24 protein-coding genes and 1 tRNA gene are annotated in these 23,177 nt (G+C 56.0%); 9 read left to right on the top strand and 16 right to left on the bottom strand.

The features are described 5' to 3' along the window. Positions 1 to 48: 48 nt before the first annotated feature. Positions 49 to 534: an LEA type 2 family protein gene (locus C0V76_RS10090; protein ID WP_101942288.1), complete on the bottom strand. Its 486-nt coding sequence runs from the start codon at positions 532 to 534 to the stop codon at positions 49 to 51. A 199-nt stretch (positions 535 to 733) separates the two neighbouring features. Between C0V76_RS10090 and ybiB the strand changes: the two genes are divergently transcribed. Next, positions 734 to 1,645 (top strand): DNA-binding protein YbiB, encoded by a 912-nt coding sequence (gene ybiB, locus C0V76_RS10085; RefSeq protein ID WP_101942287.1) that lies wholly within the window; start codon positions 734 to 736, stop codon positions 1,643 to 1,645. Between the two features lie 54 nt (positions 1,646 to 1,699). Here ybiB and ppa read toward each other — a convergent pair whose 3' ends face one another. The 4 genes from ppa to hemN form a co-directional block, all read right to left on the bottom strand. After that, positions 1,700 to 2,245, bottom strand: coding sequence for an inorganic diphosphatase (ppa, locus tag C0V76_RS10080; protein ID WP_101942286.1), 546 nt, complete (start codon positions 2,243 to 2,245; stop codon positions 1,700 to 1,702). Positions 2,246 to 2,368: 123 nt separating this feature from the next. Next, positions 2,369 to 2,794, bottom strand: coding sequence for a universal stress protein (locus tag C0V76_RS10075; protein WP_101942285.1), 426 nt, complete (start codon positions 2,792 to 2,794; stop codon positions 2,369 to 2,371). A 21-nt stretch (positions 2,795 to 2,815) separates the two neighbouring features. Beyond that, a complete protein-coding gene (locus tag C0V76_RS10070; RefSeq protein WP_101942284.1) occupies positions 2,816 to 3,580 on the bottom strand; it encodes a sulfite exporter TauE/SafE family protein in 765 nt (254 codons plus the stop codon). Then, positions 3,580 to 4,965, bottom strand: a complete 1,386-nt coding sequence (hemN, locus tag C0V76_RS10065) for an oxygen-independent coproporphyrinogen III oxidase (protein ID WP_101942283.1) — start codon at positions 4,963 to 4,965, stop codon at positions 3,580 to 3,582. Before hemN ends, C0V76_RS10070 begins: the two co-directional genes overlap by 1 nt. Positions 4,966 to 5,092: 127 nt before the next feature. On the opposite strand from hemN, the gene fnr reads away from it, so the two are divergent. Beyond that, positions 5,093 to 5,791, top strand: coding sequence for a fumarate/nitrate reduction transcriptional regulator Fnr (gene fnr, locus C0V76_RS10060; RefSeq protein WP_101942282.1), 699 nt, complete (start codon positions 5,093 to 5,095; stop codon positions 5,789 to 5,791). Between the two features lie 38 nt (positions 5,792 to 5,829). Here the strand turns inward: fnr and C0V76_RS10055 are convergent, their stop codons facing one another. Continuing rightward, positions 5,830 to 7,557: an alpha/beta hydrolase gene (locus C0V76_RS10055; protein ID WP_101942281.1), complete on the bottom strand. Its 1,728-nt coding sequence runs from the start codon at positions 7,555 to 7,557 to the stop codon at positions 5,830 to 5,832. Between the two features lie 219 nt (positions 7,558 to 7,776). Here C0V76_RS10055 and C0V76_RS10050 point away from each other — a divergent pair, with 219 nt between their 5' ends. After that, the gene (locus C0V76_RS10050) at positions 7,777 to 8,220 is read left to right on the top strand and encodes a universal stress protein (RefSeq protein WP_101942280.1); all 444 of its coding nucleotides are present in this window, start codon (positions 7,777 to 7,779) and stop codon (positions 8,218 to 8,220) included. Between the two features lie 27 nt (positions 8,221 to 8,247). On the opposite strand, the gene C0V76_RS10045 is transcribed toward C0V76_RS10050, so the two are convergent. The 10 genes from C0V76_RS10045 to C0V76_RS10000 form a co-directional block, all read right to left on the bottom strand. Then, positions 8,248 to 8,502, bottom strand: coding sequence for a hypothetical protein (locus tag C0V76_RS10045; RefSeq protein WP_254048219.1), 255 nt, complete (start codon positions 8,500 to 8,502; stop codon positions 8,248 to 8,250). 45 nt (positions 8,503 to 8,547) lie between these two features. Beyond that, complete coding sequence (locus tag C0V76_RS10040) at positions 8,548 to 9,051, bottom strand: FixH family protein (RefSeq protein ID WP_101942279.1); 504 nt, start codon at positions 9,049 to 9,051, stop codon at positions 8,548 to 8,550. Between the two features lie 9 nt (positions 9,052 to 9,060). Then, a complete protein-coding gene (ccoG, locus tag C0V76_RS10035) occupies positions 9,061 to 10,470 on the bottom strand; it encodes a cytochrome c oxidase accessory protein CcoG (RefSeq protein WP_101942278.1) in 1,410 nt (469 codons plus the stop codon). An 80-nt stretch (positions 10,471 to 10,550) separates the two neighbouring features. Continuing rightward, positions 10,551 to 11,456, bottom strand: coding sequence for a cytochrome-c oxidase, cbb3-type subunit III (gene ccoP / locus C0V76_RS10030; protein ID WP_101942277.1), 906 nt, complete (start codon positions 11,454 to 11,456; stop codon positions 10,551 to 10,553). A gap of 6 nt (positions 11,457 to 11,462) precedes the next feature. Continuing rightward, entirely contained in the window at positions 11,463 to 11,651 is a 189-nt protein-coding gene (locus tag C0V76_RS10025; protein WP_371460109.1) for a cbb3-type cytochrome oxidase subunit 3, read from the bottom strand. 11 nt (positions 11,652 to 11,662) lie between these two features. After that, positions 11,663 to 12,280: a cytochrome-c oxidase, cbb3-type subunit II gene (gene ccoO, locus C0V76_RS10020; RefSeq protein WP_368506641.1), complete on the bottom strand. Its 618-nt coding sequence runs from the start codon at positions 12,278 to 12,280 to the stop codon at positions 11,663 to 11,665. 19 nt (positions 12,281 to 12,299) lie between these two features. Continuing rightward, positions 12,300 to 13,721, bottom strand: coding sequence for a cytochrome-c oxidase, cbb3-type subunit I (gene ccoN / locus C0V76_RS10015; protein ID WP_101942275.1), 1,422 nt, complete (start codon positions 13,719 to 13,721; stop codon positions 12,300 to 12,302). Between the two features lie 381 nt (positions 13,722 to 14,102). Beyond that, entirely contained in the window at positions 14,103 to 14,309 is a 207-nt protein-coding gene (gene ccoS, locus C0V76_RS10010) for a cbb3-type cytochrome oxidase assembly protein CcoS (protein ID WP_254048218.1), read from the bottom strand. 1 nt (position 14,310) lies between these two features. Then, positions 14,311 to 16,728 (bottom strand): heavy metal translocating P-type ATPase, encoded by a 2,418-nt coding sequence (locus C0V76_RS10005; RefSeq protein ID WP_101942746.1) that lies wholly within the window; start codon positions 16,726 to 16,728, stop codon positions 14,311 to 14,313. Positions 16,729 to 16,875: 147 nt separating this feature from the next. Beyond that, positions 16,876 to 16,951 (bottom strand) — tRNA-Thr (locus tag C0V76_RS10000). Between the two features lie 32 nt (positions 16,952 to 16,983). Between C0V76_RS10000 and C0V76_RS09995 the strand changes: the two genes are divergently transcribed. Genes C0V76_RS09995 through C0V76_RS09970 form a run of 6 tightly spaced genes read left to right on the top strand, consistent with a single transcriptional unit; the run spans position 16,984 to position 23,129 of the window. Then, a complete protein-coding gene (locus C0V76_RS09995) occupies positions 16,984 to 20,388 on the top strand; it encodes a pilus assembly protein (protein ID WP_143707397.1) in 3,405 nt (1,134 codons plus the stop codon). Then, positions 20,370 to 20,900 (top strand): GspH/FimT family pseudopilin, encoded by a 531-nt coding sequence (locus tag C0V76_RS09990; protein WP_101942272.1) that lies wholly within the window; start codon positions 20,370 to 20,372, stop codon positions 20,898 to 20,900. Before C0V76_RS09995 ends, C0V76_RS09990 begins: the two co-directional genes overlap by 19 nt. Next, entirely contained in the window at positions 20,897 to 21,433 is a 537-nt protein-coding gene (gene pilV, locus C0V76_RS09985) for a type IV pilus modification protein PilV (RefSeq protein WP_101942271.1), read from the top strand. The genes C0V76_RS09990 and pilV overlap by 4 nt, the downstream gene beginning before the upstream one ends. Beyond that, entirely contained in the window at positions 21,430 to 22,206 is a 777-nt protein-coding gene (locus tag C0V76_RS09980; protein WP_101942270.1) for a PilW family protein, read from the top strand. Before pilV ends, C0V76_RS09980 begins: the two co-directional genes overlap by 4 nt. 12 nt (positions 22,207 to 22,218) lie before the next feature. Continuing rightward, positions 22,219 to 22,716: a PilX N-terminal domain-containing pilus assembly protein gene (locus C0V76_RS09975; RefSeq protein ID WP_101942269.1), complete on the top strand. Its 498-nt coding sequence runs from the start codon at positions 22,219 to 22,221 to the stop codon at positions 22,714 to 22,716. 23 nt (positions 22,717 to 22,739) lie between these two features. Further along, positions 22,740 to 23,129, top strand: coding sequence for a type IV pilin protein (locus tag C0V76_RS09970; protein WP_101942268.1), 390 nt, complete (start codon positions 22,740 to 22,742; stop codon positions 23,127 to 23,129). Positions 23,130 to 23,177 lie beyond the last annotated feature (48 nt).

Here is a 23,177-nt window from a genome sequence, read left to right as displayed (position 1 = left end):
GATGAAAGCATCCCCAGCGTGCGTGGCTTTCCAGACCGCACACTCTTACTAAAACCCTATCCGCTCGCCGCTCCCGGCGGGAGCAGGCTTGGCGGCAGCACCGAGCAGCTTGCTGACATCCAGTTCGCCCGGTTGATCGAAGGGCGTACGGCCATATCCCTTGATCTGTGCCTCACCCTTCAGGCGATAGTGGAGCTTGCCATCCCTCCCAGTCAGCTCCGGCAAGCGACGCAATAGCCCCAACACTTGCGCATCCGCATCAACATCTACCAGACCTTCGCCGCGCTTCGGGATAGTCACCGGCGCACTCGATCGCCCACTGGCAAATTGGCTGCCGCCAACCAACACATCAAACACCAGGCTTTCGACACCAATATCCAGCGCATTCGGATTTGTCACCCGCAACTGCAGGCGCAATTTCTGCTGAAGGAGATTGCCACCGGAAATCCTCACATCCATCAAAGCTACTTGAGGCCTTTGCCAAACCGGAGCACAGGCAGCCAGCGCCAGCAGACACAACAGCCACTTACGCATCGCCAGCCTCCTCACTCAGTTCCTCCAGCACAGGCACCATCGACTCCACCAAGCACGACCATACGACCTGCTCATGCTTTGCACGAACTAGATCAAAATCCACAGGCCTGCCCGCGAGGCCCAGCCCGATAAAACCGACTTTCATGTGTAGCCTTTCTGTCGATTTGGCGTACGACGTTTGCCAAGCGATAATCAGTGCATGAATTACGCAGCGATCATCAAGGAAATTGGCCGGGGCACCAAGGGCGCGCGCGACATGTCGCGCGAGCAGGCTCAGGAACTGTTCGGCCAGATTCTGGACGGCAAGGTAGCAGATCTGGAGTTGGGCGCCATCTTGCTTGCCCTACGCATCAAAGGAGAAAGTCCGGACGAACTGCTCGGCTTCAAGGCTGCACTGGATGAGCGCACTCGCCAGGTAGAAGTTCCTCTAGGCCTGCGCTGCGTCGTACTGCCCACCTACAACGGCGCCCGCAAACAACCCAACCTGATGCCGCTGGTAGCCTTGCTGCTGGCGCGCGAAGGTGTGCCGGTACTGATTCAGGGACGGCATGACTTCGAATCCCGCGTCAGTCCCTTTGATCTGCTATCAGCGCTTGGAGTTGAGTGCGAACGCAGCCTGCCCGATGCTTCAACTGCGCTCGCAACACGGCACATCGCCTGCCTGCGCCTGGACATGCTGGCGCGCGGCCTGGACTGGTTGCTAGGCCTGCGCCTTGTGCTCGGCGTACGCAACAGTGGTCACACCCTGGCCAAACTGCTGGACCCATGCCGAGGCCGCAGCGTGCGCGTAGTAGGCGTCACCCATCCACCCTATCTTGAATCCATGCAGGCACTACTTGAAGCAGAGCAAGCCACTGCACTACTGATGCGGGGCACAGAAGGAGAGGCTTACGCAGCCCCGCGCCGTCGTCCACGCCTGCTTGGTTTCTGCGACGGACAACCAGAAGAGTTATTTCCCGCAGCTGAGTTCGATCTGGATCCAAGCAGTGAAGCGGCTTGCTCGGTCAGCGAAAATGCGACGCTGATCCGGCGCATGCTTGATCGCGAGATTCCGGTACCACAACCGATACGCGATCAGGTCTGCGCACTGGCCAGCCTGGCCCGTTCCTGAAAAAACAAAGCCTGCTTCACGCAGGCCTGGTTATTCAAAACGACCCATCGCGTCTCAATCCGTCTCATCCCCAGCCTTGGCATTGAAAGCGGCAACACCGGAATAGATTTCCTGACGTGCCGCGTCAATACCATCCCAGCCCAGCACCTTGACCCACTTGCCTTGCTCCAGATCCTTGTAGTGCTGGAAGAAGTGCTCAATCTGGCGCAACAGCAGATAAGGAAGATCCTGATAGGTGCGGATGTTGTCGTACAGCGATGTGATCTTGGGCACAGGCACTGCCAGCACCTTGGCATCTTCACCTGCCTCGTCAATCATGCGCAATACACCTACCGGGCGGCAACGGATCACCACCCCAGGAATCAACGCAAACGGAGCCATCACCAACACATCAACCGGATCGCCATCACCGGAAATGGATCGCGGCACGTAACCATAGTTGCAGGGATAGGACATCGAAGTGCCCATGAAGCGGTCCACATAGACCGCGCCGGTATCCTTATCAATCTCGTACTTGATCGGATCGGCGTGCGCCGGGATTTCGATAATGACATTGACGTCATCCGGCACATTTCCCGGCGGTACATTGTTGAAGCCCATGCAAAACCCCTCGTTGGTGTAGTCCGGTTTTATCGTTATGTGTTCATTTCACGCTCAGGCGGGCGCAATTGTCATGCTTTTCGTCTGCCCTGCCTATCAGTAGTCCTACCGACCCATGCGTCCCTAGCGCACCAGAGTCACCGGCCGGTGTGCCAACGCCACCACCCGCGCAGCCACTGAACCCAACAAAGCCTGAGTCACTGCTCCGCGTCCGTGCGTACCCATCCACACGGCATCGCACTCCAGATCATTGACAGCATTGGCAATCGTTTCGCCCGGCGAACCCACTCGCACATGCTGCTCGACATCAAGCCCAGCCGCACGCAGACGCTCGGCTACAGGCTGTACAACTGCCAGCCCTTCTTCATGGTAGTAAGCGTCAACTATCTCGCGGGCCACGTGGCGCGTCGCAAAACCAATCGGAATCGGCAGGTGCACATACAACACATGAACCTTGGGCATCTCGCGCAAACGAGCAGAAAAGGTCAACAAGGCATCCACCACACGTGCGGAGTATTCAGAACCATCGACAGCCAGCAGGATGTTCATAGCCTTGTCCCCATCAAAAACTCACACCTCGCAGATCACACCAGCCCACAACAACCCACCGAGTTCAGGCGCACGGATCAGGCCATATATGCCGAAAAACAGCACCACAAGACCAGCCACTAATCTGAAAGAACGGCTGCGCACCAGATTTCTGTAACGTGCGAGGAGAATGCCAGCGAAGAGCAGGTTCGGCAGGGTGCCTGCCCCGAAAGCCAGCATCAACCCGGCCCCCCGCACAGCCGAGCCATTCACCAGCGCTAGCGACAGTACGCTGTAGGTCAAACCACAAGGCAGGAATCCCCACAGGAAGCCTACTGGCAGGGCCTGGCGCCAGCTTCGCACCGGCAGGAAACGCTTGCTCAGCGGCTGGATACGCCGCCACAGAAGCTGCCCGCCACGCTCCACGCCAGCCAGTACGCGGGTGAAGCCCATCAGGTAAAGCCCCATGCCGATCAGCATCAGATTGGCCAGAACGAAGAGCATCAGCTGCAGCGGCAGGAAGCGATTGAAGAGCATGCTCGCCGAACCGATCGCGCCGACCAGCCCGCCGATCAGGGTATAGCTTGCAATGCGGCCGAAGTTATAGGCTAGCTGACGCGACCACACCGGAGCAGCACCCGGAACCGGCGATGAAAGCGCGCTGACGATGCCACCACACATGCCGATGCAGTGAGCTCCACCCAGCAGGCCAATCAGAAAAACGGAGAGAAAACCGCTGGCGGAAAAATCAGACACACCAAGCCCTTCGAGGGATACGCCCCAGTCAGCCAGGGCGCTTCCTACCATCAGATCACGCGGGAATAGCGCCGCTTCTCACGGTCGCTACGCAAGTAGGCGTCAAAAACCATGGCGATGATTCGTACCAGCATGCGCCCAGCCGCGCTGACCTGTACGCCATGCGCATCAATACTAAGCAAACCAGCAGCACCAAGTTCACGCAAGTCGTTCAGCTCTGCCGCGAAATACTCCTCAAAGCAAACCCCGAACCGGCTGGACATAAGCTCAAAGGACAGCGAAAAGTCGCACATCAAGGTCTGGATGACCGCATTGCGCAGCTCGTCATCCGCACTCAAAGCCCAGCCACGCATCACGGGCAATTCGCCGCGATCAAGGGCTGCGTAGTAGGGATCAAGCTCGCGCTGGTTCTGGCAGAAAGCCCCGCCCGCCTTGCCAATAGCGGACACCCCGAAGGCCAGCAGATCGCATTCGGCATGCGTCGAGTACCCCTGAAAGTTGCGCTGCAGGCGCCCCTCACGCTGAGCCACCGCCAGCTCGTCATCTGGCCGTGCAAAGTGGTCCATACCGATGAATACATACCCTGCAGCCCCAAGGCGCTCGATGGCAAGGGCAAGGATCTGCAGCTTGGCGTCCGGTGCAGGCAGGTCCGTCTCGTTGATCCTTCGCTGCGGCATGAAGCGACTCGGCAGATGGGCATAGTTATAGAGCGCCAGCCGATCCGGCTGCATCGCCAGAACCGTATCCAGGGTACGGCCGAAGCCCTCCACACTCTGGTGTGGCAAACCATAAATCAGATCCACACTGATCGAACGAAAACCCTCCGCACGCGCAGCATCGATCACCAACCGGGTTTCCTCGACGCTCTGGCGACGATTTACGGCCGCTTGCACCTTCGGATCGAAGTCCTGAACCCCCACACTCATGCGGTTAAAGCCTTCACGCGCGAGCAAGGCCACGGTCTCGGCGCTCACCTTGCGCGGATCAACCTCAATGGAGAACTCCCCTTCTGCCTGCAGCGTGAAATGCTGCCGGATCGCGCTCATCAGACGAAGGATCTCCTCCGGCTGCAGGAACGTAGGAGTACCACCGCCCCAGTGCATCTGGGCCACCGGCCGAGGAGCCGGCAGCAAGGCTGCCTGCATGGCCATCTCGCGTTCAAGATAGTCAATGTACTTCGCCGAACGTGAGTGATCCTTGGTGATCACCTTGTTACAGGCACAGTAGTAGCAGATGGTGTTACAGAAGGGGATGTGGAAATACAGCGACAACGGGCGAGTACCCTGCGGCGTTGAGAGGCGCGCAAGGTGCCCAACCTGGCTTTCCGGCGTAAATTCGGCCAGAAAGCGGTCTGCCGTAGGGTATGAGGTATAGCGCGGGCCCGGCACGTCAAACCGGCGGATCATGTCGGGGTCGAACTGGATCGTCTGGAGCACGATTCGATTTCTTTTGAGTTAATCAGCCAAGATCGCAGACTTATACCCCAAAAACGTTGATGCTGATCAATTCGCAGGGTACACTTCAAGGGTGGATCAAAAAGTAACCAAGCCCCTGCCCCCTGCTATGCGCATCGCCTGCAGTCAATGCAACCTGCGCGAGTTGTGCCTTGCCGTCGGTCTGGATGACGCGGATCTGCACAAGCTCGACGAACTGGTCGTGAAGCGCAAGCTCAAGCGCGGCCAGCAGCTCTACCGTGCCGGTGATGCCTTTGAGGCGATGTACGCCATCCGTACCGGATTTTTCAAGACCGACATCCTCACCGAGGAAGGTCTCGAACAAGTAACCGGTTTTCAGATGGCCGGCGAGATCTTGGGCATGGATGGGATCAGCAATGACCATCACGTCTGCAATGCAACTGCACTGGAAGACAGTGAAGTCTGCGTGATGCCCTACGATCAGCTGGAAGACCTGACGCGCGACATCAAATCGTTGCAGCAGCAGTTCCACAAGTTCATGAGCCGCGAGATCGTACGTGACCAAAGCCTGATGATCCTGCTGGGGTCGATGCGCGCTGAAGAACGTATTGCCGCTTTTCTGCTGAACCTTTCTCAGCGCATGCGTGTGCGTGGCTATTCCGCCTCGGAATTCCACCTGCGCATGACTCGCGAAGAAATCGGCTCCTATCTTGGCCTCAAGCTGGAAACCGTGAGCCGTGCCTTCTCAAAGTTCCACGACGAAGGCCTGATCGGTGTTCAACAGAAACATATCCGCATCCTCAATGCGGATGGCCTCAAGGCACTCCTGAACCACGCTCCGAGCTGACCGCTGAGTTCTCAGTGCCTGCCAAAGGCGCTGGCGTCTCAGGTTTCCAGCACGTACCGGCCAGGAGCAGCCCCAAGGCTTTTGGGTGCAAGACTCACGGCCTGCGGAGCCGGACGCAAGACTCCGGAGTGTGGCGCCAGCCAAGCCGCCCAATCCTCCCACCATGACCCAGACTGCCACTCTGCGCGGGCCAACCACTTTTCCGGTGAATCGGTACGGTGGACATGATCAGCCCGGAAGCGGCGCTTCGGCGGCGTAATCACTGGATTGACGATCCCAAGAATGTGCCCGGAACTGGAAAGCACATAGCGCTTTGGCCCGCGCACAAAATTCATGATCCGAAAAGTCTGTTTCCAGGGGGCGATGTGATCATCCTCAGCCCCCACGGAATACAGGGGCTGTTCGATGCGCTCCAGATCGATAAGCTGCCCACCCACCGTCAAGGCATCACGCTCGATCAAACGATTATGCAGATATAGCTCATTGAGATACCAGGCATGCATGGTGGCCGGCATACGCGTGGTATCCATGTTCCAATACAGCACATCAAAAGCAGGTGGCTTCTCTCCATACAAATAACCGTGCACGTAGTAATGCCAGATCAGGCTATTGGAGCGCAGCAAGCGGAAAGCTGAAGCCATTTCCTTGCCTTCCAGTACTCCCTTGCGACGCATCGCATCAGTAAGGAAGCGCACACTCCCTTCGTCGATGAAGACTTCGATATCCCCTGGGGCAGAGAAATCGGTCAGCGTGGTGAAAAGTGTCCAGCTGACGACCGGATGTTTTTCGGCAGGATACTGGCGCGTGGCCCAAGCCATGTAGATCGACAAGGCCGTGCCGCCAATGCAGTAACCAGAAGCATTCACCTTGTCGGCGTTCGACAACTCGCGCGCGGTATCGACAATGAAATCAATGCCTTCGGTGATGTAGTGGTCGAAACCTACATCATGCATCGACAAATCCGGATTCTTCCAGCTGGTGATGTAAACATCGATGCCCTGATCAAGCAAATAGCGCACCATGCTTTTCTTCGGAATCAGATCCAGTACATAGAATTTGTTGATCCAGGGCGTAACGATAACCATCGGCCGCGCATGCACTTGTGGCTGGGTTGGAACATAGCGGATGACTTCCAGCATGCGGTTACGCGCAACGACTACCCCCGCCGTAGTCGCAAGATTCTCGCCCACCTTGAAGTCGTCCGGATTCGTCATGCGGATATCACCAGCAGCCAGATCCGCCAGAAAATTCTCCATCCCCCGACGCAAACTCTCGCCATTGCTTTCTGCGGCCAGGCGCTGAGCTACTGGGTTGCTCCAGAAAAAATTAGTCGGAGCCACCGCATTGAGATATTTCCGCCACCAGAACGCTGCTCTGCGACGTTCGTTGTCGGACAGCCCGGGAGTCTCATAAAGCATATCCTGGATACGCCGGGTAACCAGCAAGTACCATTCCTTGGCAATATCCCAGCTGGCATGCTCGGTCCATACGGGATCAGCGAAGCGGATGTCGTCCGGTTGTGGCATCACCGGATCTTCACTCGGGAACCCAATTGCCCGGCGATACGCATGATTGCCGACGGTCAGCAGATCATTGGAAAAACACAGCATCTGTTCAAGCAACTCTTCCGGATGCAACACCCATGCAAGCTGGGCGTGCATGAGCGGTACAACCACCCCTAACGGATCGATCGTCGCAGTGATCTTGTCCCGCCAATCGCTATAGGATGGGCCGGGCCCATTCAGATTCCGGCACGCTGAATTCATGGCTTGCCTCCTGCGTGAAGAGCCTAAAATGAATCAAGGCTGCGGCTGATCGAATCATGGTGAAAGCCCGCCACACGTGCACTTGGCAACCCACCACCCTGAACATAGCCGAGGTATCTCTGCCCTACAGCCAGAGATACCCGGACAGGCCGGAAGATTTAGTAGAAGCTGCCATCCATCACGGAACCGCAGCTCCGATTTTCATGACAGGAGGTTCGTATGTACAAGCACTTGCTCGTTCCAAGCGACGGCTCCGAGCTATCCAACCGAGCCGTTCAAAGTGCCGTGACACTGGCAAAAAGCCTAAATGCGCGAGTCACGTTTCTTTACATCCAGCCAGAGTTTCCGCTGCCACTTGCGGGAGAAGGGGCCATGCTGGTTCCAGAGAGCCGTGAAGAATTCGCCCAGAGTACCCAGGAGCAGGCCAAACGCATTCTTGGCCAAGCTGAGGAGATCGCTGCGAAAGCCAATGTTGCTGCCGTCTCGCGCACGTCGGTGAGCGATATTCCGTATGAGGAGATCATCAGCACCGCTGAAACTGAAGGCTGCGATCTGATCTTCATGGCTTCACACGGACGCCGCGGATTGGCCGGCCTGCTGATCGGCTCGGAAACCCATAAGGTTGTTACCCATAGCCAGATTCCGGTACTGGTCTACCGCTGAAAGCAAGTAGAGTGACTCGCGCGAAGATCAATCCGGCTGAGGATTGATCTCCGCGCTACTGCGCATGAAGAACAGGGTCGCCGCAGAACTGGCCGCACACAGCAACCAGAACGCGATAAAACCGATCGAGTAAGTTGCTGTCAGGGAAAAATTAACCGGTCTCCCCAGCAGATAGAGCTGCTGGGGATCGATAAAGGTGAAAAACACAACTTCAGCAATACCCGCCATCAGGAACGATGGCCACAAAATCACAATCAAACGACTCTTCATCCATTCGCTCATCAGAAGCCCCTCCTCTCGGACATTCGTAAGCGCTTCAACAGACGCTCAGGGCTTGAAATCCAGCACTGAATCCAGAGGAAAAACGCCGCTTGCGATCAGCTTCCAGGTTCCTCCCTGATCTTCAAGAATGAGTTTCCAGTGACCGGCTGACAGGCCTTCAAGCACTCCTCGATACTCTCCACCTTCCAGCCGCAACTCAATATCCTGATCCAGACCCGCCTTGACGGGGCTGACAACATGCAAATTCAAACGCTGCGGAAAAGTAATCTCCCGCTCAGCCTCCAGATGCAAGGCAACCTCCCGACCTCGCTGCCGGAGCGTTCCGCTCAGGCCCAATTGGCGCGCAGTTTCCTGACTCGCCAACGAGCGATTGATCTCCATGCCCTGCTTGTAATAATCATCAGCCACCAGACCATCATTCGAATGCCAAGCCAGATACCAAGTGGCAGCACCGGCTAGCACAGCCGTCAGCGGCATACTGATGATCAGCCAAGGCCACAACTGTCGATACCAGGGACGGGGCTCAAGACTCATGGCAGGATTGTTCATGCATGCACCTCAACGTACGATGAAAACAGCTTTTTCCCTGATCAGCAGTGATGGGTCATCCACAGCTCTCAGTTCAAACCAGATCCGGTGCGAGCCTTTTTCCAACTCGTCCATGGGCACCCGCACACGCACCGGCAAAGATTGATTGCGAGCGGGGGGAATCACGATCGCAGCATCCACACCATCCAGGCTCACACCGGGCAGACCTGAAACCGCCAGCTGGACACTCCGGTCAGACTCCGCCATGTTCATCAGGTTCAACACGTAAACGTTCTCGATCATTCCGCCTTCAGCCTCTCGGGAAATGACCGATCGATCCTTGATTACATCCAAACGCAGCGGCGTACGGGTTGCCAATGCCCACACGAAGGCCACACAGATGATGCACAGGACAACGCTGTAAATCAGGATACGCGGCCGCAGCACATGACGCAGGATGTCACGCGCCCCCCAATGCTGCTTAATGGCATTTTCGGTGGAATAGCGAATCAGCCCACGCGGCGATCCCACCTTATCCATCACCTGATCACAAGCATCGATACAGGCTGCGCAGCCGATGCATTCATACTGCAACCCCTTGCGTATATCGATTCCCGTGGGACACACCTGCACGCAAATGCCGCAGTCCACACAATCGCCCAAGCCTTGGGAACGGGGATCGCTTCCCTTGCGACGCGAACCTCGAGGCTCACCGCGCTCCTCGTCGTAGGTAATTACCAGTGTATCCGGATCGAACATAACCCCTTGAAAGCGTGCATATGGACACATGAACTTGCACACCTGCTCGCGCATTACGCCCGCCATCAGGTAGGTAAAACCTCCGTAGAAAAAAATCCAGAACCACTCCCAGCCCCCCAGCGCGAGACTGCTCAGGCCATGCAGAATTTCGCGGATCGGCGTGAAGTAGCCCACGAAGGTAATCCCGGTCCATAGCGAAAGGGCTATCCAGGCCACGTACTTGGCGCTCTTGCGCCACAGCTTGCCAACACTGGCCTCCTGCGCATCCAGCTTCATGCGCTTGGCCCGATCACCCTCGAAAAACTTCTCGATCCACAGGAATATTTCGGTGTAAACCGTCTGCGGGCAGGCAAAGCCACACCACAAACGCCCTGCTACCGCCGTAAACAGAAATAGGGAGTAGGCAGATATGATCAGCAGAATGGAGAGATAAAACACATCCTGCGGCCAGAACACCCAGCCGAAGATGTAGAACTTGCGCTCTCCGAGATGGAACAGCACAGCTTGGCGATCATTCCAGGGCAGCCAGCACAACCCGTAGAACACTAGCTGGGTAATCCACACCATCGCCCAGCGTGCCGTCGCGAATGCCCCTGTCACCGCCCGCGGATACACCTTCTGGCGCACGGCATAAAGTGAATCCCCTGCATCCTGATTATCGATTTCCCGGACGTCAGCCATCACTACTCTCCTGCTTTAACTACAATTGTCCTGCTCCAAACGCAAGCGGGGCGCCGAAGCGCCCCGCTCATGCTGAATCCTTACTTGGCCTGACTCTTTGACAGACTCAACACATAAGCGGCCAGCAGATGCACCTTTTCATCACCGAGTCGCTCCTTGAAGGCCGGCATCTGGTTAGTGCGTCCCTTACTCACAGTTTCGATAATCGTCGCTTCCGAAGACCCCCACAACCACACGCGGTCAGTCAGATTAGGTGCGCCAAGCGCGGCATTACCCTTGCCCTCAGGGCCGTGGCAAGCCACACAGTTACTCATGAAAGCATCCTTACCGCGCTGGGCACGCAAGGAATCATGCGCCAGCCCAGAAAGGGAGCGAACGTAGTTCGCCACATCCTTCACGCCATCAGCACCCAGAACAGCCCCCCACGGAGGCATGACGCCATTGCGCCCGCCAGTGATGGTGGTCTTGATCGTCGCCGGCTCCCCGCCGTACAGCCAGTCCGTATCAGTCAGATTGGGGAAACCTTTGGCACCCCGCGCATCTGAACCATGGCACTGCGTACAGTAAGTCAGAAACAGGCGCTGCCCCATCACCTGGGCTTCTGGATCAGCGGCCACAGCCAGCAAATCCTGTTTCATGTACTTCTCGTAGATCGGCTTAATCACAGCGTCCTCTGCCGCGACCTCTGCCTTGTACTGCCCGACAGCACTCCAGCCAATCTTACCCTGCCAGCGGCCCAGGCCCGGATAGAGCGTGAAATAGGCAATACCGAAAGCCAGAGTCAGCCAGAACAACCACATCCACCAGCGCGGCAGCGGATTGTTGTACTCCTGCAAGTCTTCATCCCAGATGTGGTCATGAAGCGCAACCGGCCCCTTGACCCGCTTGGTCATGTTGGAGATCAGAACCCATATACAAAACATCAGGCTCAGGATCACCAAACCTGCAACGTAGTAATGCCAGGTATCGCTGACAAAATCACTCATGACGCCTTACCCCTCTGATTTCGATCGGGAAGCGGACTGCACATCCGCAGCTTCCTCATCCTGAAAAGGCAGCATGGCTGCCTCATCGAACCCCTTTCGGGCGGACTTACTGAAAGCCCACAGGATGATCGCCACGAAACAGCAGAAACCACCTGCTGTCACCAGCGAACGTACAAGATTGATATCCAATTCCATGGCACGCCGCCTTATTTGTTGCCTGCCGGAATGGCTGTGCCCAGCCCTTGCAGGTAGGCCACCAGCGCATCCAGTTCAGAAACCCCCTCAAGCGCCTTGGGCGCTGCAGCGATTTCCGCATCGGTATACGGCACACCAACCGCACGCAGGGCGCGCATCTTCGTCTCAATGGTCGCAACATCTGCTGCCTTGAGCGGACGGTCCAGCCACGAGAAAGCCGGCATATTGGACTCCGGCACCACATCGCGCGGATTCAGCAAATGGGCTCGCTGCCACACATCCGAATAGCGGCCACCAACACGGGCCAGATCGGGCCCGGTACGCTTGGACCCCCACTGGAAGGGATGGTCATATACAAACTCGCCTGCCACCGAGTAATGGCCATAACGCTCGGTTTCAGCCCGGAAAGGACGAATCATCTGCGAGTGACACAGATAGCAGCCTTCGCGAACATAGATATCACGCCCGGTCAGGCGTACCGGATCGTAAGGCTTCACGCCCTCGACGGGCTTGGTCGTGGAATGCTGGAAAAACAGCGGCACGATCTCCACCAGGCCACCCACGCTGATCACCATCAGCGTCAGCACGATCAGCCAAGGAACACTCTTTTCGATCAGTTCATTATTCAGTTTCATCTGTGCTCTCCCCTCAGTGCGCAGCAGCCGGAGCTACGACTGGCGCATCGACGGCACGACCATCAGCGATCGTGCGCACCATGTTGTAGAACATGATGAACATGCCGCCCAGATACAGCGTGCCGCCCAGCAGACGAATAATCCAGTACGGATAGCTGGCCTTGACACTTTCGACGAAAGCCCATTTCAGGGTGCCGTCAATATTGGTGTCACGCCACATCAGCCCCTGCATCACCCCAGCAATCCACAGCGAAGCGATGTAGAGCACGATGCCGATGGTGGCGATCCAGAAATGCCAAGTGATCAGCTTGGTGGAATACATCCCGGTCTTACCGTAGAGGCGCGGCAACAGGTAATAGATAGAGCCGATCGAGATCATCCCCACCCAACCCAGCGCGCCCGAGTGCACGTGACCAATGGTCCAGTCGGTGTAGTGAGACAGCGCATTCACAGTCTTGATCGACATCATCGGCCCCTCGAAGGTCGACATGCCGTAGAACGAAAGAGAAGTGATCAGGAACTTCAGGATAGGATCATCCCGCAACTTCTCCCATGCGCCAGAGAGTGTCATCACCCCGTTAATCATGCCGCCCCAGCTGGGAGCCAGCAGAATCAGCGAGAACACCATACCGACCGACTGAGTCCAATCAGGCAGCGCCGTGTAATGCAGATGGTGAGGGCCTGCCCACATATAAGTGAAGATCAGGGCCCAGAAGTGCACAACCGAAAGACGGTAGGAATACACCGGACGACCGGCCTGCTTCGGCACAAAGTAATACATCATGCCGAGGAAGCCTGCGGTCAGGAAAAAGCCCACCGCATTGTGACCGTACCACCACTGAATCATTGCATCCTGAACTCCAGCATAAGCCGAGTAGGACTTGAACAGGGATACTGGAACAGCCGCCGAATTCACGATGTGAAGTAGCGCAACAGCAAGAATGAAGGCGCCATAGAACCAGTTCGCCACGTAGATATGAGGCGTTTTGCGCTTGGCTATAGTGCCGAAGAAAACTACGGCATAAGACACCCATACGATGGCTATCAGGATATCGATCGGCCATTCAAGCTCGGCGTACTCCTTTCCTGAAGTCATGCCCAGCGGCAGCGTGATCGCCGCCAGCAGGATCACCAGCTGCCAGCCCCAGAAGGTAAAGCTGGCAAGCTTGGGAAGAAACAGATTCGTGTGACAGGTCCGCTGCACCACGAAGTAGGAAGTCGCGAACAGCGCACAGCCGCCGAAAGCAAAAATCACCGCATTCGTATGCAGGGGGCGCAGCCGCCCGAAGTGAAGGAATTCGTGGACATTGAGTTCGGGCCATACCAGCTGGGCCGCGATGATCACGCCCACCAGCATGCCGACGATACCCCATACCACCGTCATTATCGCGAACTGTCGTACGACCGAATAGTCGTAAGTCGCCTGGGTTTGCATAAGCCACCTCGTGTTGGAGAAGGAACCCAGCGCCTGCCAGGCTGTCACATGTCATCGGCTACCTGCAGCAGATGCGTTCAGGTAATGCACGACAACTTGAAGCAGCAGGAGAGCCTCATCCTGCTCTCTTGAGCCCTGATTGACGCACGTCAATCGGGTTTTTGCGCTGGCGCAAATCCTAGCACAACAGAAGGGTCTTTTCGGCACCCAGGAAAACCTGTAGACGAAAAAAAGGGTGCGACAAGCGCACCCCCAACCCCAACAGAGAGACTTCACGAAACCCCAGAACTTAGCTCTGAAGTTTCGCCGCCGACGCCCCCGTCGGCATGGGATGCAGTATGCAGGAGTACGAGAAACACGGCTTGACTGAAATCAAGCGCCCTACACCAAAGTGCTATTTTTCTCGCCAGCTCCCTGAGCGCTTTCCGCATCGCGCGCCGGCGCACGATCATCATCCATCATCAGCTTGAAAGCAGGCCCTTCCATGTCATCGAACTGCCCGTCCTTCACTGACCACCAGAACAACCAGGCAATGACAAAAACCAGCACAACCGACAGCGGGATCAATATATAGAGGCTGCTTTCCACGTCAGTTTCTCCGCGCGATACGCAAAGCATTCAGCACGACGAGCAAGGAACTACCTCCCATGCCAATACCCGCCATCCAGGGCGTAACCCAACCCAGCGCAGCGGCCGGAATGGCCAAAAAATTGTAGGCAAAAGCCCAGATAAGATTTTCGCGGATAATCGCCTGCGTCTTGCGCGCAATCTGTCGCCCGAGCAGCAAACGCTCAAGATCGTCTCCCAGCAGAACTACATCCGCCTGATTTCGCGCCAGCTCCGTCCCACCTGCCATAGCGATTGACACCTGAGCCTGCGCCAAAACCGGCGCATCGTTGATACCGTCTCCCACCATTGCCACGATTTTCCCTTGTGCTTGCAAGGCAGTCAGTTGGGCGTGCTTGCCTTCAGGCAAAAGCTCGGCACGCGCATCCTCTACGCCCAGGCGATCGGCCAACGCACGTACCGGCAAACGGCCATCGCCACTAAAAATGCTTATTCCACAGCCTTCTGCGCGCAAACCTGAGATAAGTGCTGACGCAGCCCCACGCACGCTGTCCGCCAGAACGAACATCGCCAACCAAGCACCTTCCCGCGCTAGAAAAACTACGCTATCACCTTGTGCCGACACAAAACTGACGGGTAAAGCCTGCGCAGCCAACTCCGCAACAAAATCCTCCCGCCCCAACGCCAGACGCACCCCCTCCACCTGTCCAAGCACCCCTTGTCCAGGATGAATGCGAACCTGATCAGCTATCGGCACCTCAGCCTTTGGCCCGACATCAACCAGCGCACGCGCCACGGCATGCTCCGAATGGAGTTCCAGCGCCGTAGCCAGAGCCAGCACAGACTCCCGACTCTCGCCTTCCACGCAAGCAACATCCATCAGCAGCAACCGTCCCGTTGTTAGCGTTCCCGTCTTGTCGAACGCGAAATGATTTGCCCGAGCCAAAGTCTCAATGGCATGCCCACGCGTCACCAACAGTCCAGCACGAGCCAGTGCGTCAGTTGCTACAGTCAGCGCCACCGGTGTTGCCAGCGATAAAGCGCACGGACAACTCACCACCAGAACAGCAACACAAATCGACAACGCACGAGCAGGCTCAGACCACCACCAATAGGCTCCGACCCCAGCCGCCAGAACCAGCAGCAGCACCGTAAAACCCAGCGAAACCCTGTCAGCCTGCGCCACGATCCGCGGGCGCTCAGCACTTGCCCGCTCCATCAAGCGACGAATCGTCGCCAGCCGGGTAGCCTCCCCCACTTGCAGCGCCTCAATTTCAAGCGCCCCCGTACCGTTCAGACTCCCCCCCAGCACCCGCGAGCCCTCCTGCTTCGCCACAGGAAGGCTCTCGCCGGTCAACCAAGCCTCATTCACTTCACTGACGCCTGCGCGCACAACCCCGTCCGCCACAATGGTTTCACCAGGACGCACCAACAAAACATCCCCAACCGCCAGACTCGACACGGGCACCTGCTCTTCTACAACACCATCAGCGCTCAATCGACGGGCAAACACAGGCAGCAAACGCCCAAGCGTTTCGGCACCACGCGTGGCTCGCTGCCGGGCCAGCATCTCCAAGTAGCGAGCGCCGAGTAAAAAGAACACAAACATCGTGACTGAGTCGAAATAGACCTCGCCCGCGCCACGGAGTGTGGCCCACACACTCGCCACAAAAGCCGCCCCCACTCCCAACGCTACCGGCACATCCATGCCCAGTCTGAGCAAACGAAGGTCGCGCCAAGCACGCGAGAAGAAAGGCGCCGCCGAATACAGCACCACAGGCAAGGTCAACACCATGCTCGCCCAGCGCATCAAACCGGCAGCCACCACACTGATATCGCCCTCAGCCGCGATATAGGCAGGAAAGGCATACATCATCACCTGCATCATCCCGAAGCCAGCCACAAAGAGCCGCCACAGGGCGGTACGCCGCTCCTTCTGAGCCAGTAGCTCAGAGCGCTGTGGGTCATAGGGATGGGCGCGATAGCCAATCTCCGCCACTGCAGCCAGAATCTGCGAGAGTCGTACATCTTCCTCGCGCCAGCGGATGCGCGCACGCCGCGTCGCGTAATTCACCTGTACGGCCACAACACCAGACAGCGTCGCCAAATGTCGCTCATTGAGCCAGACGCAAGCAGCGCAGGTGACACCCTCCAAAATCAGATCAGCCTCACGCTCGCCTCCAGCCAGAGGCCGCACAAAGGCCTGCTGAAACTCGGGATGGTCAAACAGCCCCAACTCCGCCAACGCAGGCGGTAAAACCACCTCACCACGATCAGGAAAAGCCTGGCGATGCTGGTAGTAATCAGCCAGCCCGCCCGTCACGATCGCCTCGCACACCGCCTGGCAGCCGGCGCAGCACATCTGTCTCGGGATTCCCTCCACTGGAACAAACAGCACTGTTCCTGCGAGCACAGGCTGGCCACAATGGAAGCAGACCATCCCGGCAGAAGAGCTTGTAGAAAGGGTGGAAGGCACGATCGGGCGGATCCAAAGAGAGCTGCGGCCGTCGATTCTATCCTGCAGGCACAGCCAGCCCAGCAAACAAAAAAAGGCCGCTCCTTGATGGAGCGGCCTTTTCGGCGGAACTGGTGCTGCTGACCGGAATCGAACTGGTGACCTACTGATTACGAATCAGTTGCTCTACCAACTGAGCTACAGCAGCGAAGGAGGCGGATTGTATGCGAACAACCGAGATTGCTCAACCACCTTAGACACAGATCCACCCGTCAGGAACATACGCCCCTTTGTCGCGATTTTGTTGAATTTGCCATTTCAACAACCAAAACTCAGGCAATCTTAAGCAAGCCATGTCATGCAGCAACTGCAATGCTAGGCACAAACGCAACACCAGACAGCGAGGTCGCCATGAAGCGCGCACAGTTCAAGCTCAGCACCCTATCTCTCTCCATCGCACTGGCCTTCCCGGCAACCTTCGGGGTACGTCTTGCACAAGGATCTGAGTTTTATCCTGCGCTCCCCCCGACCCTATCGAATTCGGTCACACCCAACGTACTGCTCTACATCGACACTTCTGGGAGCATGGGGCAAGACAGCAACAACAAGTGGGTACAAACCAGCAAGTGCAACCCTGACACCCAATCTGGCGGCTACAACAAATGCATCAACGACAACATTAAAGGCTTTCGCGACGCTGTTGACAGTGAAACAGTGTCTCCAGACACAAAGATGAATATTGCAAAACGGGTTGCCAGGAATGTTGTCGCCAACAACCCGGGCGTGCGCTTTGGTTTATTCACTTTTCAGGACGAAAAACTCAACGCCAGCAATGCAACTCGCGGCGTCGGCGCTAAGCTGCGAGCTCCAGTTGCTGATATGACGGATACGAACAAGGCAACTCTCAATACTGCCATCAGCAATATGTGGGCACGCACGTCCACTCCACTCGGTGAAGGTCTTACGGAAATCACGCGTTACTTCAAGGGGGAGACATCTCTCTACAACACTTGGAGTGGAAGTTACACAAGCCCAATCCAGTATCGCTGCCAGAAAAATTTTGTGCTTGTCATTACTGACGGCATGGCAACTGATGAAGACACTCTCCCCGGTGCAGGACTCTCCGCGCTGTCTTATACCGCCCGAAAAAGTAATGGTGATGCTGTCAGCAAAAATTTCTCTATCTGCAAAAGTGCCGACACTGCAGCCGACGACGGACTGACCGTCACCTGCCCTGCAACATTGGAAGGCTCCACAGGGACCCCAGGCTTCGACGACGATACAAGTAAGGATGGTTACAACTGGTTTCGTGCTATCAGGGACGTTGCAAAGTATGCCTATATTTCGGATCTAAAAGTCGGCGGAACAGACGGCGACAGTAAATCCTATGACGATCCTAAGTTCATTAAGCAGAATTTGATTACCTACACGGTCGGTTTCTCCGTAGACAATCCTGTATTGGCTGCTGCAGCTACCGTTGGAGGCGGGAAATCCTACAAACCGACAGACGAAGCGACTTTAAATGCCGCTTTGACGAATGCAATCAATGACATCGTAGCCTCGGTTTCAAATGCGGGTGGCGTAGCCACGCGAAGTGAGGTGGCTTATGCCAGCAACGTCGCAATTCAGCCTGTATTTAATCCGCAAGGCTGGTATGGCGAATTACGCTGCAAAAACCTAGACAAGAGTGGAACGATCACAGGAGACTGCAGCACGCCGAAAGCTATTATTCCGGCCGCTGCATCACGCAAAATCTACACAAGCCAAGTCACATCCAGCTCAACATCTACTTTCGATTTTACTTCTGCAAATCTTGGTTTGATGAGCACCAGTCAGCAGGCGGGCTTGGGCGCTGACGCCACGGAACGCCAAAACACGATCAAATGGATTCGTGGTGAAGACGTAACAGACCTGAGAAGCCGTCCCAACGGAAAACTGGGGGACATGGTCGACGCGCAGCCCACCATCATCGCGCAATCGTCCGGTTTTACTACTGACCCCACTTACGCCCAGTTCAAAACAGACACCGCCTCGCGCAACCTTGTGCTGGTCGGAGCCAACGACGGGATGATGCACGCTTTCGACATCGGCACGATGACTGAATTGATGGGTTATGTGCCGCATGCGGTGTATCGCAATCTTAAGTCCTTGCCAAAAACCGATTACGGGCAGGCAACTGGCACGCCTCACGCATTTTTCGTAAATGGCAGCTCACGGCGCGAAGATGTCAACTTCCCAACTACCTCTTCAGATGGAAAGACCACTACTTCCAACTGGAGAACCATTCTTGCTGGCGGACTTGGTCAGGGTGGGCAAGGTTATTACGCTCTGGATGTAACGTCTTCAAGCACACTGACAGGCGGAGCTGCTAGCGCCGTGAAATGGGAATGGAACGACCAGCGCGATGCTCAAATCGGCTATAGCTTCAGCACACCGATTATCTACAACGTACGCACCTCGGCGACAACAGCAACACCAGCCATCATTTTCAGCAATGGCTACGAAAGCGACTTCGATGACACAGGTAGCAATGGTGGCGGCCAGAAGACAAGCAGCAAAGGCTCTGCCTTATTCATCGTAAATGCCAACACCGGAGCCTTGATCAAAAAAATTGAAGTCAAAAATGGCACAACAGAGCTTGGCAGTGGTTTATCTAGCCCGGCGGGCTGGGATTACGACAGTGATGGGATCGTCGACTACGTTTATGCGGGCGATCTTAATGGGAAGGTGTGGCGTTTTGATCTGACAAGTTCAAGTACATCAGCTTTTTCAGTTTCCACCACCCCGCTTTTTGACGCAGGCACCACACAGCCGATTGTGCAGCGCCCAGGTCTTTTCCCGACCGGCACCGATGGTGAGGTGATGGTAATTTTTGGTAGCGGCAAGCTTTTGCTCGATACCGATAGGACCGACACCAGAACGCAGGCTCTTTACGGTGTAGTCGATAACTTCAAGAGCGCAGTTAGCACCGCAGCAAAGTCCAGCCTCGTGGCACAGACCATTGATAGCACCTACACAATGAGCGCGACTGGAAAACGCGCGGGCACCTATCGCAAGATGTCAGCCAATACGGTGGATCTCGGCGTTAAACGTGGCTGGTACATTGATCTTCCTGGCGGAGAGCGCCTCGTTACGTCACCAATGGTGTATGCAGACAAAGCACTTTTTGGAACCGGCAGCGTGCAGTCTGGAGAAGTTTGCACTCCAGGAGGAAAGGGCTGGATCATGGGCCTCAACCCGCTCACAGGCTCCACTCCGAAGAGCCGCACCGGTCGTGAATACAGCTTCGTAGATATTGATGGAGACGACAAATCTACAACTGCAGACCAGATCCCCTTCACAAGCGGCAATGCCTATGCGGGCGGGTTTGATCGCAGCGGCATGCCCACAGAACTCACTTTCGTAGCGGATCAAAGCGCAGTCGTTGAGCTCACAACAGACGGAGCTTACGGCGCTGAGGGCAGCAAGATAGCCCTCCGCGAAGTCAACTCAATGGCGGTGTATCGTGCAGCTAAGTATTACTCATCCGGAAAAGGAGTCGTGCTAAGCGGCACGATCGGTACCGACACCATCGACCGTGACCGGATGCTAGGTCCAGCCTCCGGCGTCCGCGTTGAAACCGGCACATGGAAGGAACTCAAGTGAGGGTCTTCTGCAGCCCCATCTCAGAGGAATCCAGAGGCTTCAGCCTCATAGAATTGATGGTTACGCTCGCGCTGATGGCCGTATTGGCCTCCTTGGCGGCTCCAAGCATGATGGATATGGTGCGCGATTCAAGACTATCAGCTCAGTCTGACGCACTGGTGACCGCCCTGAATCTTGCTCGGCAGGAAGCTGTGCAGCAACGCAAGGTCGTCAAGTTGTGTCCAGCAAACAGTTCGGACACGGACTCTGCTTTAGCAGCATGCTCGACTACAGCCTCTTGGGGCAACGGCTGGTTGATCGCAGAGGGGAGCAACATCCTGAAACGCATACCGACCGGCTCGGGCGTCAGCGTCACCAACTCAGACACGAAGGTCGAATACTCAGCCACGCTGGGTAGCGTGACGGCGGTAAGCACTTTCACTCTGTGTATCAGCGGGCGTAAGCAACAGACGGTCAGCGTATCCGCCTCCGGGCGCGCCACAAAATCCATCGGCACAACTACCTGCACATGATGACCAGCAAGGAATACGAAATGTTAGCCCGCCGCTCCCAAGCTGGGGTCACGCTCATCGAGGTGCTCGTATCGATCACTGTTCTGGTGCTGGGCTTAGTGGGCCTTGCAGCCCTTCAAGCCAAAACCCTGATGATGAGTCAGAGCAGCTATTACCGCAGTATCGCTGCCGATCTCGCTACCAACCTTGGCGAACGAATTAGAGCAAATCGCTCGCCCTTTCTGGCTGATTCGACCTCGGAAGTCAAACCCGCCACCCCACCAGACTTTTCCAAGTGCGTGCAAAACACATCAGACAAAAGTACGGTAACTTGTTCTGCTCAAGATTCAACAGATCAGGCCTATCGTGTCAGTACGGAAATGACTGATTGGAACACACTCCTGCGCACTCAGTTGCCTGAGGCAACTTATACGCTGACCAGCGCTGCTGGTAATTATGCCGATCATTTCCGCTACACCCTTACCATCACTTGGCTGGACGACCGTAGCCAATCCAGCAACACCAACACCAGCTACTCTGTGGTGATCGAATGATGAATAAAAGACAGCCGGGTTTCTCGCTGATCGAACTGATGGTGGCATTGGTATTGTCAATGCTGGTGGTGGTCGCACTTGTTCAGATATATATAGGCACCCGCCAAACCAACCGCACTCAGGAAATGCAGGCGCGGCTCACCGAAGATGGGCGATTTGCCCTGTCCATGCTGCAGCGCCTGATATCCCAGGCGGGTTATCGCCCTCCCAGTGAGGCACTTGCAGCAGATCGCATAGCCCCTGATGCAACCACTCCTTCGACAAAATTCGTCCTCAGAACAAAAGGGGATGGCACAAATATTGTCAACTGCAATGGGGCCGCCATCACTAGCGGAACTGACACCACGCTTACCATTCAATTTGCCAGCAGCAAATTGAGCTGTATTACGAGTGACACCACCCCCGTTACCACCGACTGGATTGCCACACAGACCGGAGGCCGCGGTACCGAAGTGGTCGATTTTCAGGTCATGTATGGCATCGATACTGCAGCCGCCCCAAACACACTAGCAGATGACTATCGGTGCGGAGGTGCTGGCGCGAATCGCGACTGTGTCGCAGACAGTTATGTCACCACGCTACCAACAGGCGTCACCAGTGTGCAGATCGTAGCAGTACAACTTTGTCTGATCTTGCGTACCGAGATGGCCGACGCAGGCATCAGCAAGGCCTCTGCTGTCAAGAATTGTAGCGGCACCGATATCAGCAACTCCCAGACCGATAGCAAGCTCTATCGCCAGTTCCAGAGCACGGTTCTGCTCAGGAATCGCTAGGAAGAAGACACCATGAGCTACTTCGGAAAAAAAGAACAAGGTTTATCACTGATCGTATCCTTGGTTTTGCTTCTCGCACTGACCATTCTTGTACTCTCTGCAACCCGCACAGGAACGCTTGGGGAACGCATTACAGGGAATCACATGGACCGCTCGCGAGCCTATCAGGCCGCCGAACAAGCCTTGAGTCAGGCACAGGCAGCACTGACTGCAAACGGAGAGGCATGCATGGGGCCGTGTACCAGTATCCCAAACACCGGTATTGGTGCTGCATCTGCAGCGAACACTGTTCCTTCTGCTTGGTCTGATACAGACTCAAAAGAGGTCACCCTTGCCACAGGCCAAGGAACTAGTGCCAAATTCGTGATTAATGCACTGACACCCGCCAGCAGTTTCGTTCCTACAGGAAAAGAAAGCTGCCTGCCCTACAGCATCATGGGGAAAGGGCAAGGGTTGAATTCGAACTCTGTCGTCATCCTGCAGGCGATTTCCTTCGTCTGTCCGATGTAATTCCCACTCAGGAACCTTGCATCATGCTTGCCCTAAATCATTCACACCGAAAATCCGGCTTCACTCTGATCGAATTGATGATCACCGTGGCCATTGTTGCGATACTTGCGAGTATCGCCTTGCCATCCTACACAAGCTACATTGTCAGTACACGACGTGCTGACGCTCAACGCGCCGCAACAGAGTATGCCCAAAGCTTGGAGCGCTATTACTCAACAAACGGAAAATACAACTCAAGCGGCACAACTTGTGGCGTATCAGGCCCTAGTCATGACTTTTACACGATTGCGGGAGCCTGTAATGCAAATGATTTCACCGTCACCGCCACCCCAAAAACCGGAACAAGTCAGGCAAACGATGGAAATCAAACGCTTACCAATACCGGCGCACGTACAGGCAACTGGAAGAAATAGCCTTTGGCCGTGAGGAATGCAGACCAAGCCCGCTATTAGCGGGTTTTT

The organism is Uliginosibacterium sp. TH139 (genome assembly GCF_002855595.1).
GTDB classification, from domain to species: Bacteria; Pseudomonadota; Gammaproteobacteria; order Burkholderiales; family Rhodocyclaceae; genus Uliginosibacterium; species Uliginosibacterium aquaticum.
The sequence above is the reverse complement of the archived record's forward strand: the minus strand, read 5'-3'. Positions and strand labels throughout refer to the sequence as shown.

Excerpts from the sequence above, each read along its gene's own strand:
- C0V76_RS10025 (WP_371460109.1), bottom strand. The coding sequence starts at position 11,651 with ATGGAATTGGATATCAATCTTGTACGTTCGCTGGTGACAGCAGGTGGT.
- C0V76_RS10090 (WP_101942288.1), bottom strand. The coding sequence starts at position 534 with ATGCGTAAGTGGCTGTTGTGTCTGCTGGCGCTGGCTGCCTGTGCTCCG.
- C0V76_RS10040 (WP_101942279.1), bottom strand. The coding sequence starts at position 9,051 with ATGAACAATCCTGCCATGAGTCTTGAGCCCCGTCCCTGGTATCGACAG.
- ccoP (WP_101942277.1), bottom strand. The coding sequence starts at position 11,456 with ATGAGTGATTTTGTCAGCGATACCTGGCATTACTACGTTGCAGGTTTG.
- C0V76_RS09980 (WP_101942270.1), top strand. The coding sequence starts at position 21,430 with ATGATGAATAAAAGACAGCCGGGTTTCTCGCTGATCGAACTGATGGTG.
- C0V76_RS09975 (WP_101942269.1), top strand. The coding sequence starts at position 22,219 with ATGAGCTACTTCGGAAAAAAAGAACAAGGTTTATCACTGATCGTATCC.
- C0V76_RS10055 (WP_101942281.1), bottom strand. The coding sequence starts at position 7,557 with ATGAATTCAGCGTGCCGGAATCTGAATGGGCCCGGCCCATCCTATAGC.
- ybiB (WP_101942287.1), top strand. The coding sequence starts at position 734 with ATGAATTACGCAGCGATCATCAAGGAAATTGGCCGGGGCACCAAGGGC.
- C0V76_RS10045 (WP_254048219.1), bottom strand. The coding sequence starts at position 8,502 with ATGAGCGAATGGATGAAGAGTCGTTTGATTGTGATTTTGTGGCCATCG.
- ccoG (WP_101942278.1), bottom strand. The coding sequence starts at position 10,470 with ATGGCTGACGTCCGGGAAATCGATAATCAGGATGCAGGGGATTCACTT.
- C0V76_RS09990 (WP_101942272.1), top strand. The coding sequence starts at position 20,370 with ATGGAAGGAACTCAAGTGAGGGTCTTCTGCAGCCCCATCTCAGAGGAA.
- C0V76_RS10005 (WP_101942746.1), bottom strand. The coding sequence starts at position 16,728 with ATGGTCTGCTTCCATTGTGGCCAGCCTGTGCTCGCAGGAACAGTGCTG.
- ppa (WP_101942286.1), bottom strand. The coding sequence starts at position 2,245 with ATGGGCTTCAACAATGTACCGCCGGGAAATGTGCCGGATGACGTCAAT.
- ccoN (WP_101942275.1), bottom strand. The coding sequence starts at position 13,721 with ATGCAAACCCAGGCGACTTACGACTATTCGGTCGTACGACAGTTCGCG.
- C0V76_RS09970 (WP_101942268.1), top strand. The coding sequence starts at position 22,740 with ATGCTTGCCCTAAATCATTCACACCGAAAATCCGGCTTCACTCTGATC.
- C0V76_RS10070 (WP_101942284.1), bottom strand. The coding sequence starts at position 3,580 with ATGGTAGGAAGCGCCCTGGCTGACTGGGGCGTATCCCTCGAAGGGCTT.
- C0V76_RS10075 (WP_101942285.1), bottom strand. The coding sequence starts at position 2,794 with ATGAACATCCTGCTGGCTGTCGATGGTTCTGAATACTCCGCACGTGTG.
- pilV (WP_101942271.1), top strand. The coding sequence starts at position 20,897 with ATGATGACCAGCAAGGAATACGAAATGTTAGCCCGCCGCTCCCAAGCT.
- fnr (WP_101942282.1), top strand. The coding sequence starts at position 5,093 with ATGCGCATCGCCTGCAGTCAATGCAACCTGCGCGAGTTGTGCCTTGCC.
- C0V76_RS10050 (WP_101942280.1), top strand. The coding sequence starts at position 7,777 with ATGTACAAGCACTTGCTCGTTCCAAGCGACGGCTCCGAGCTATCCAAC.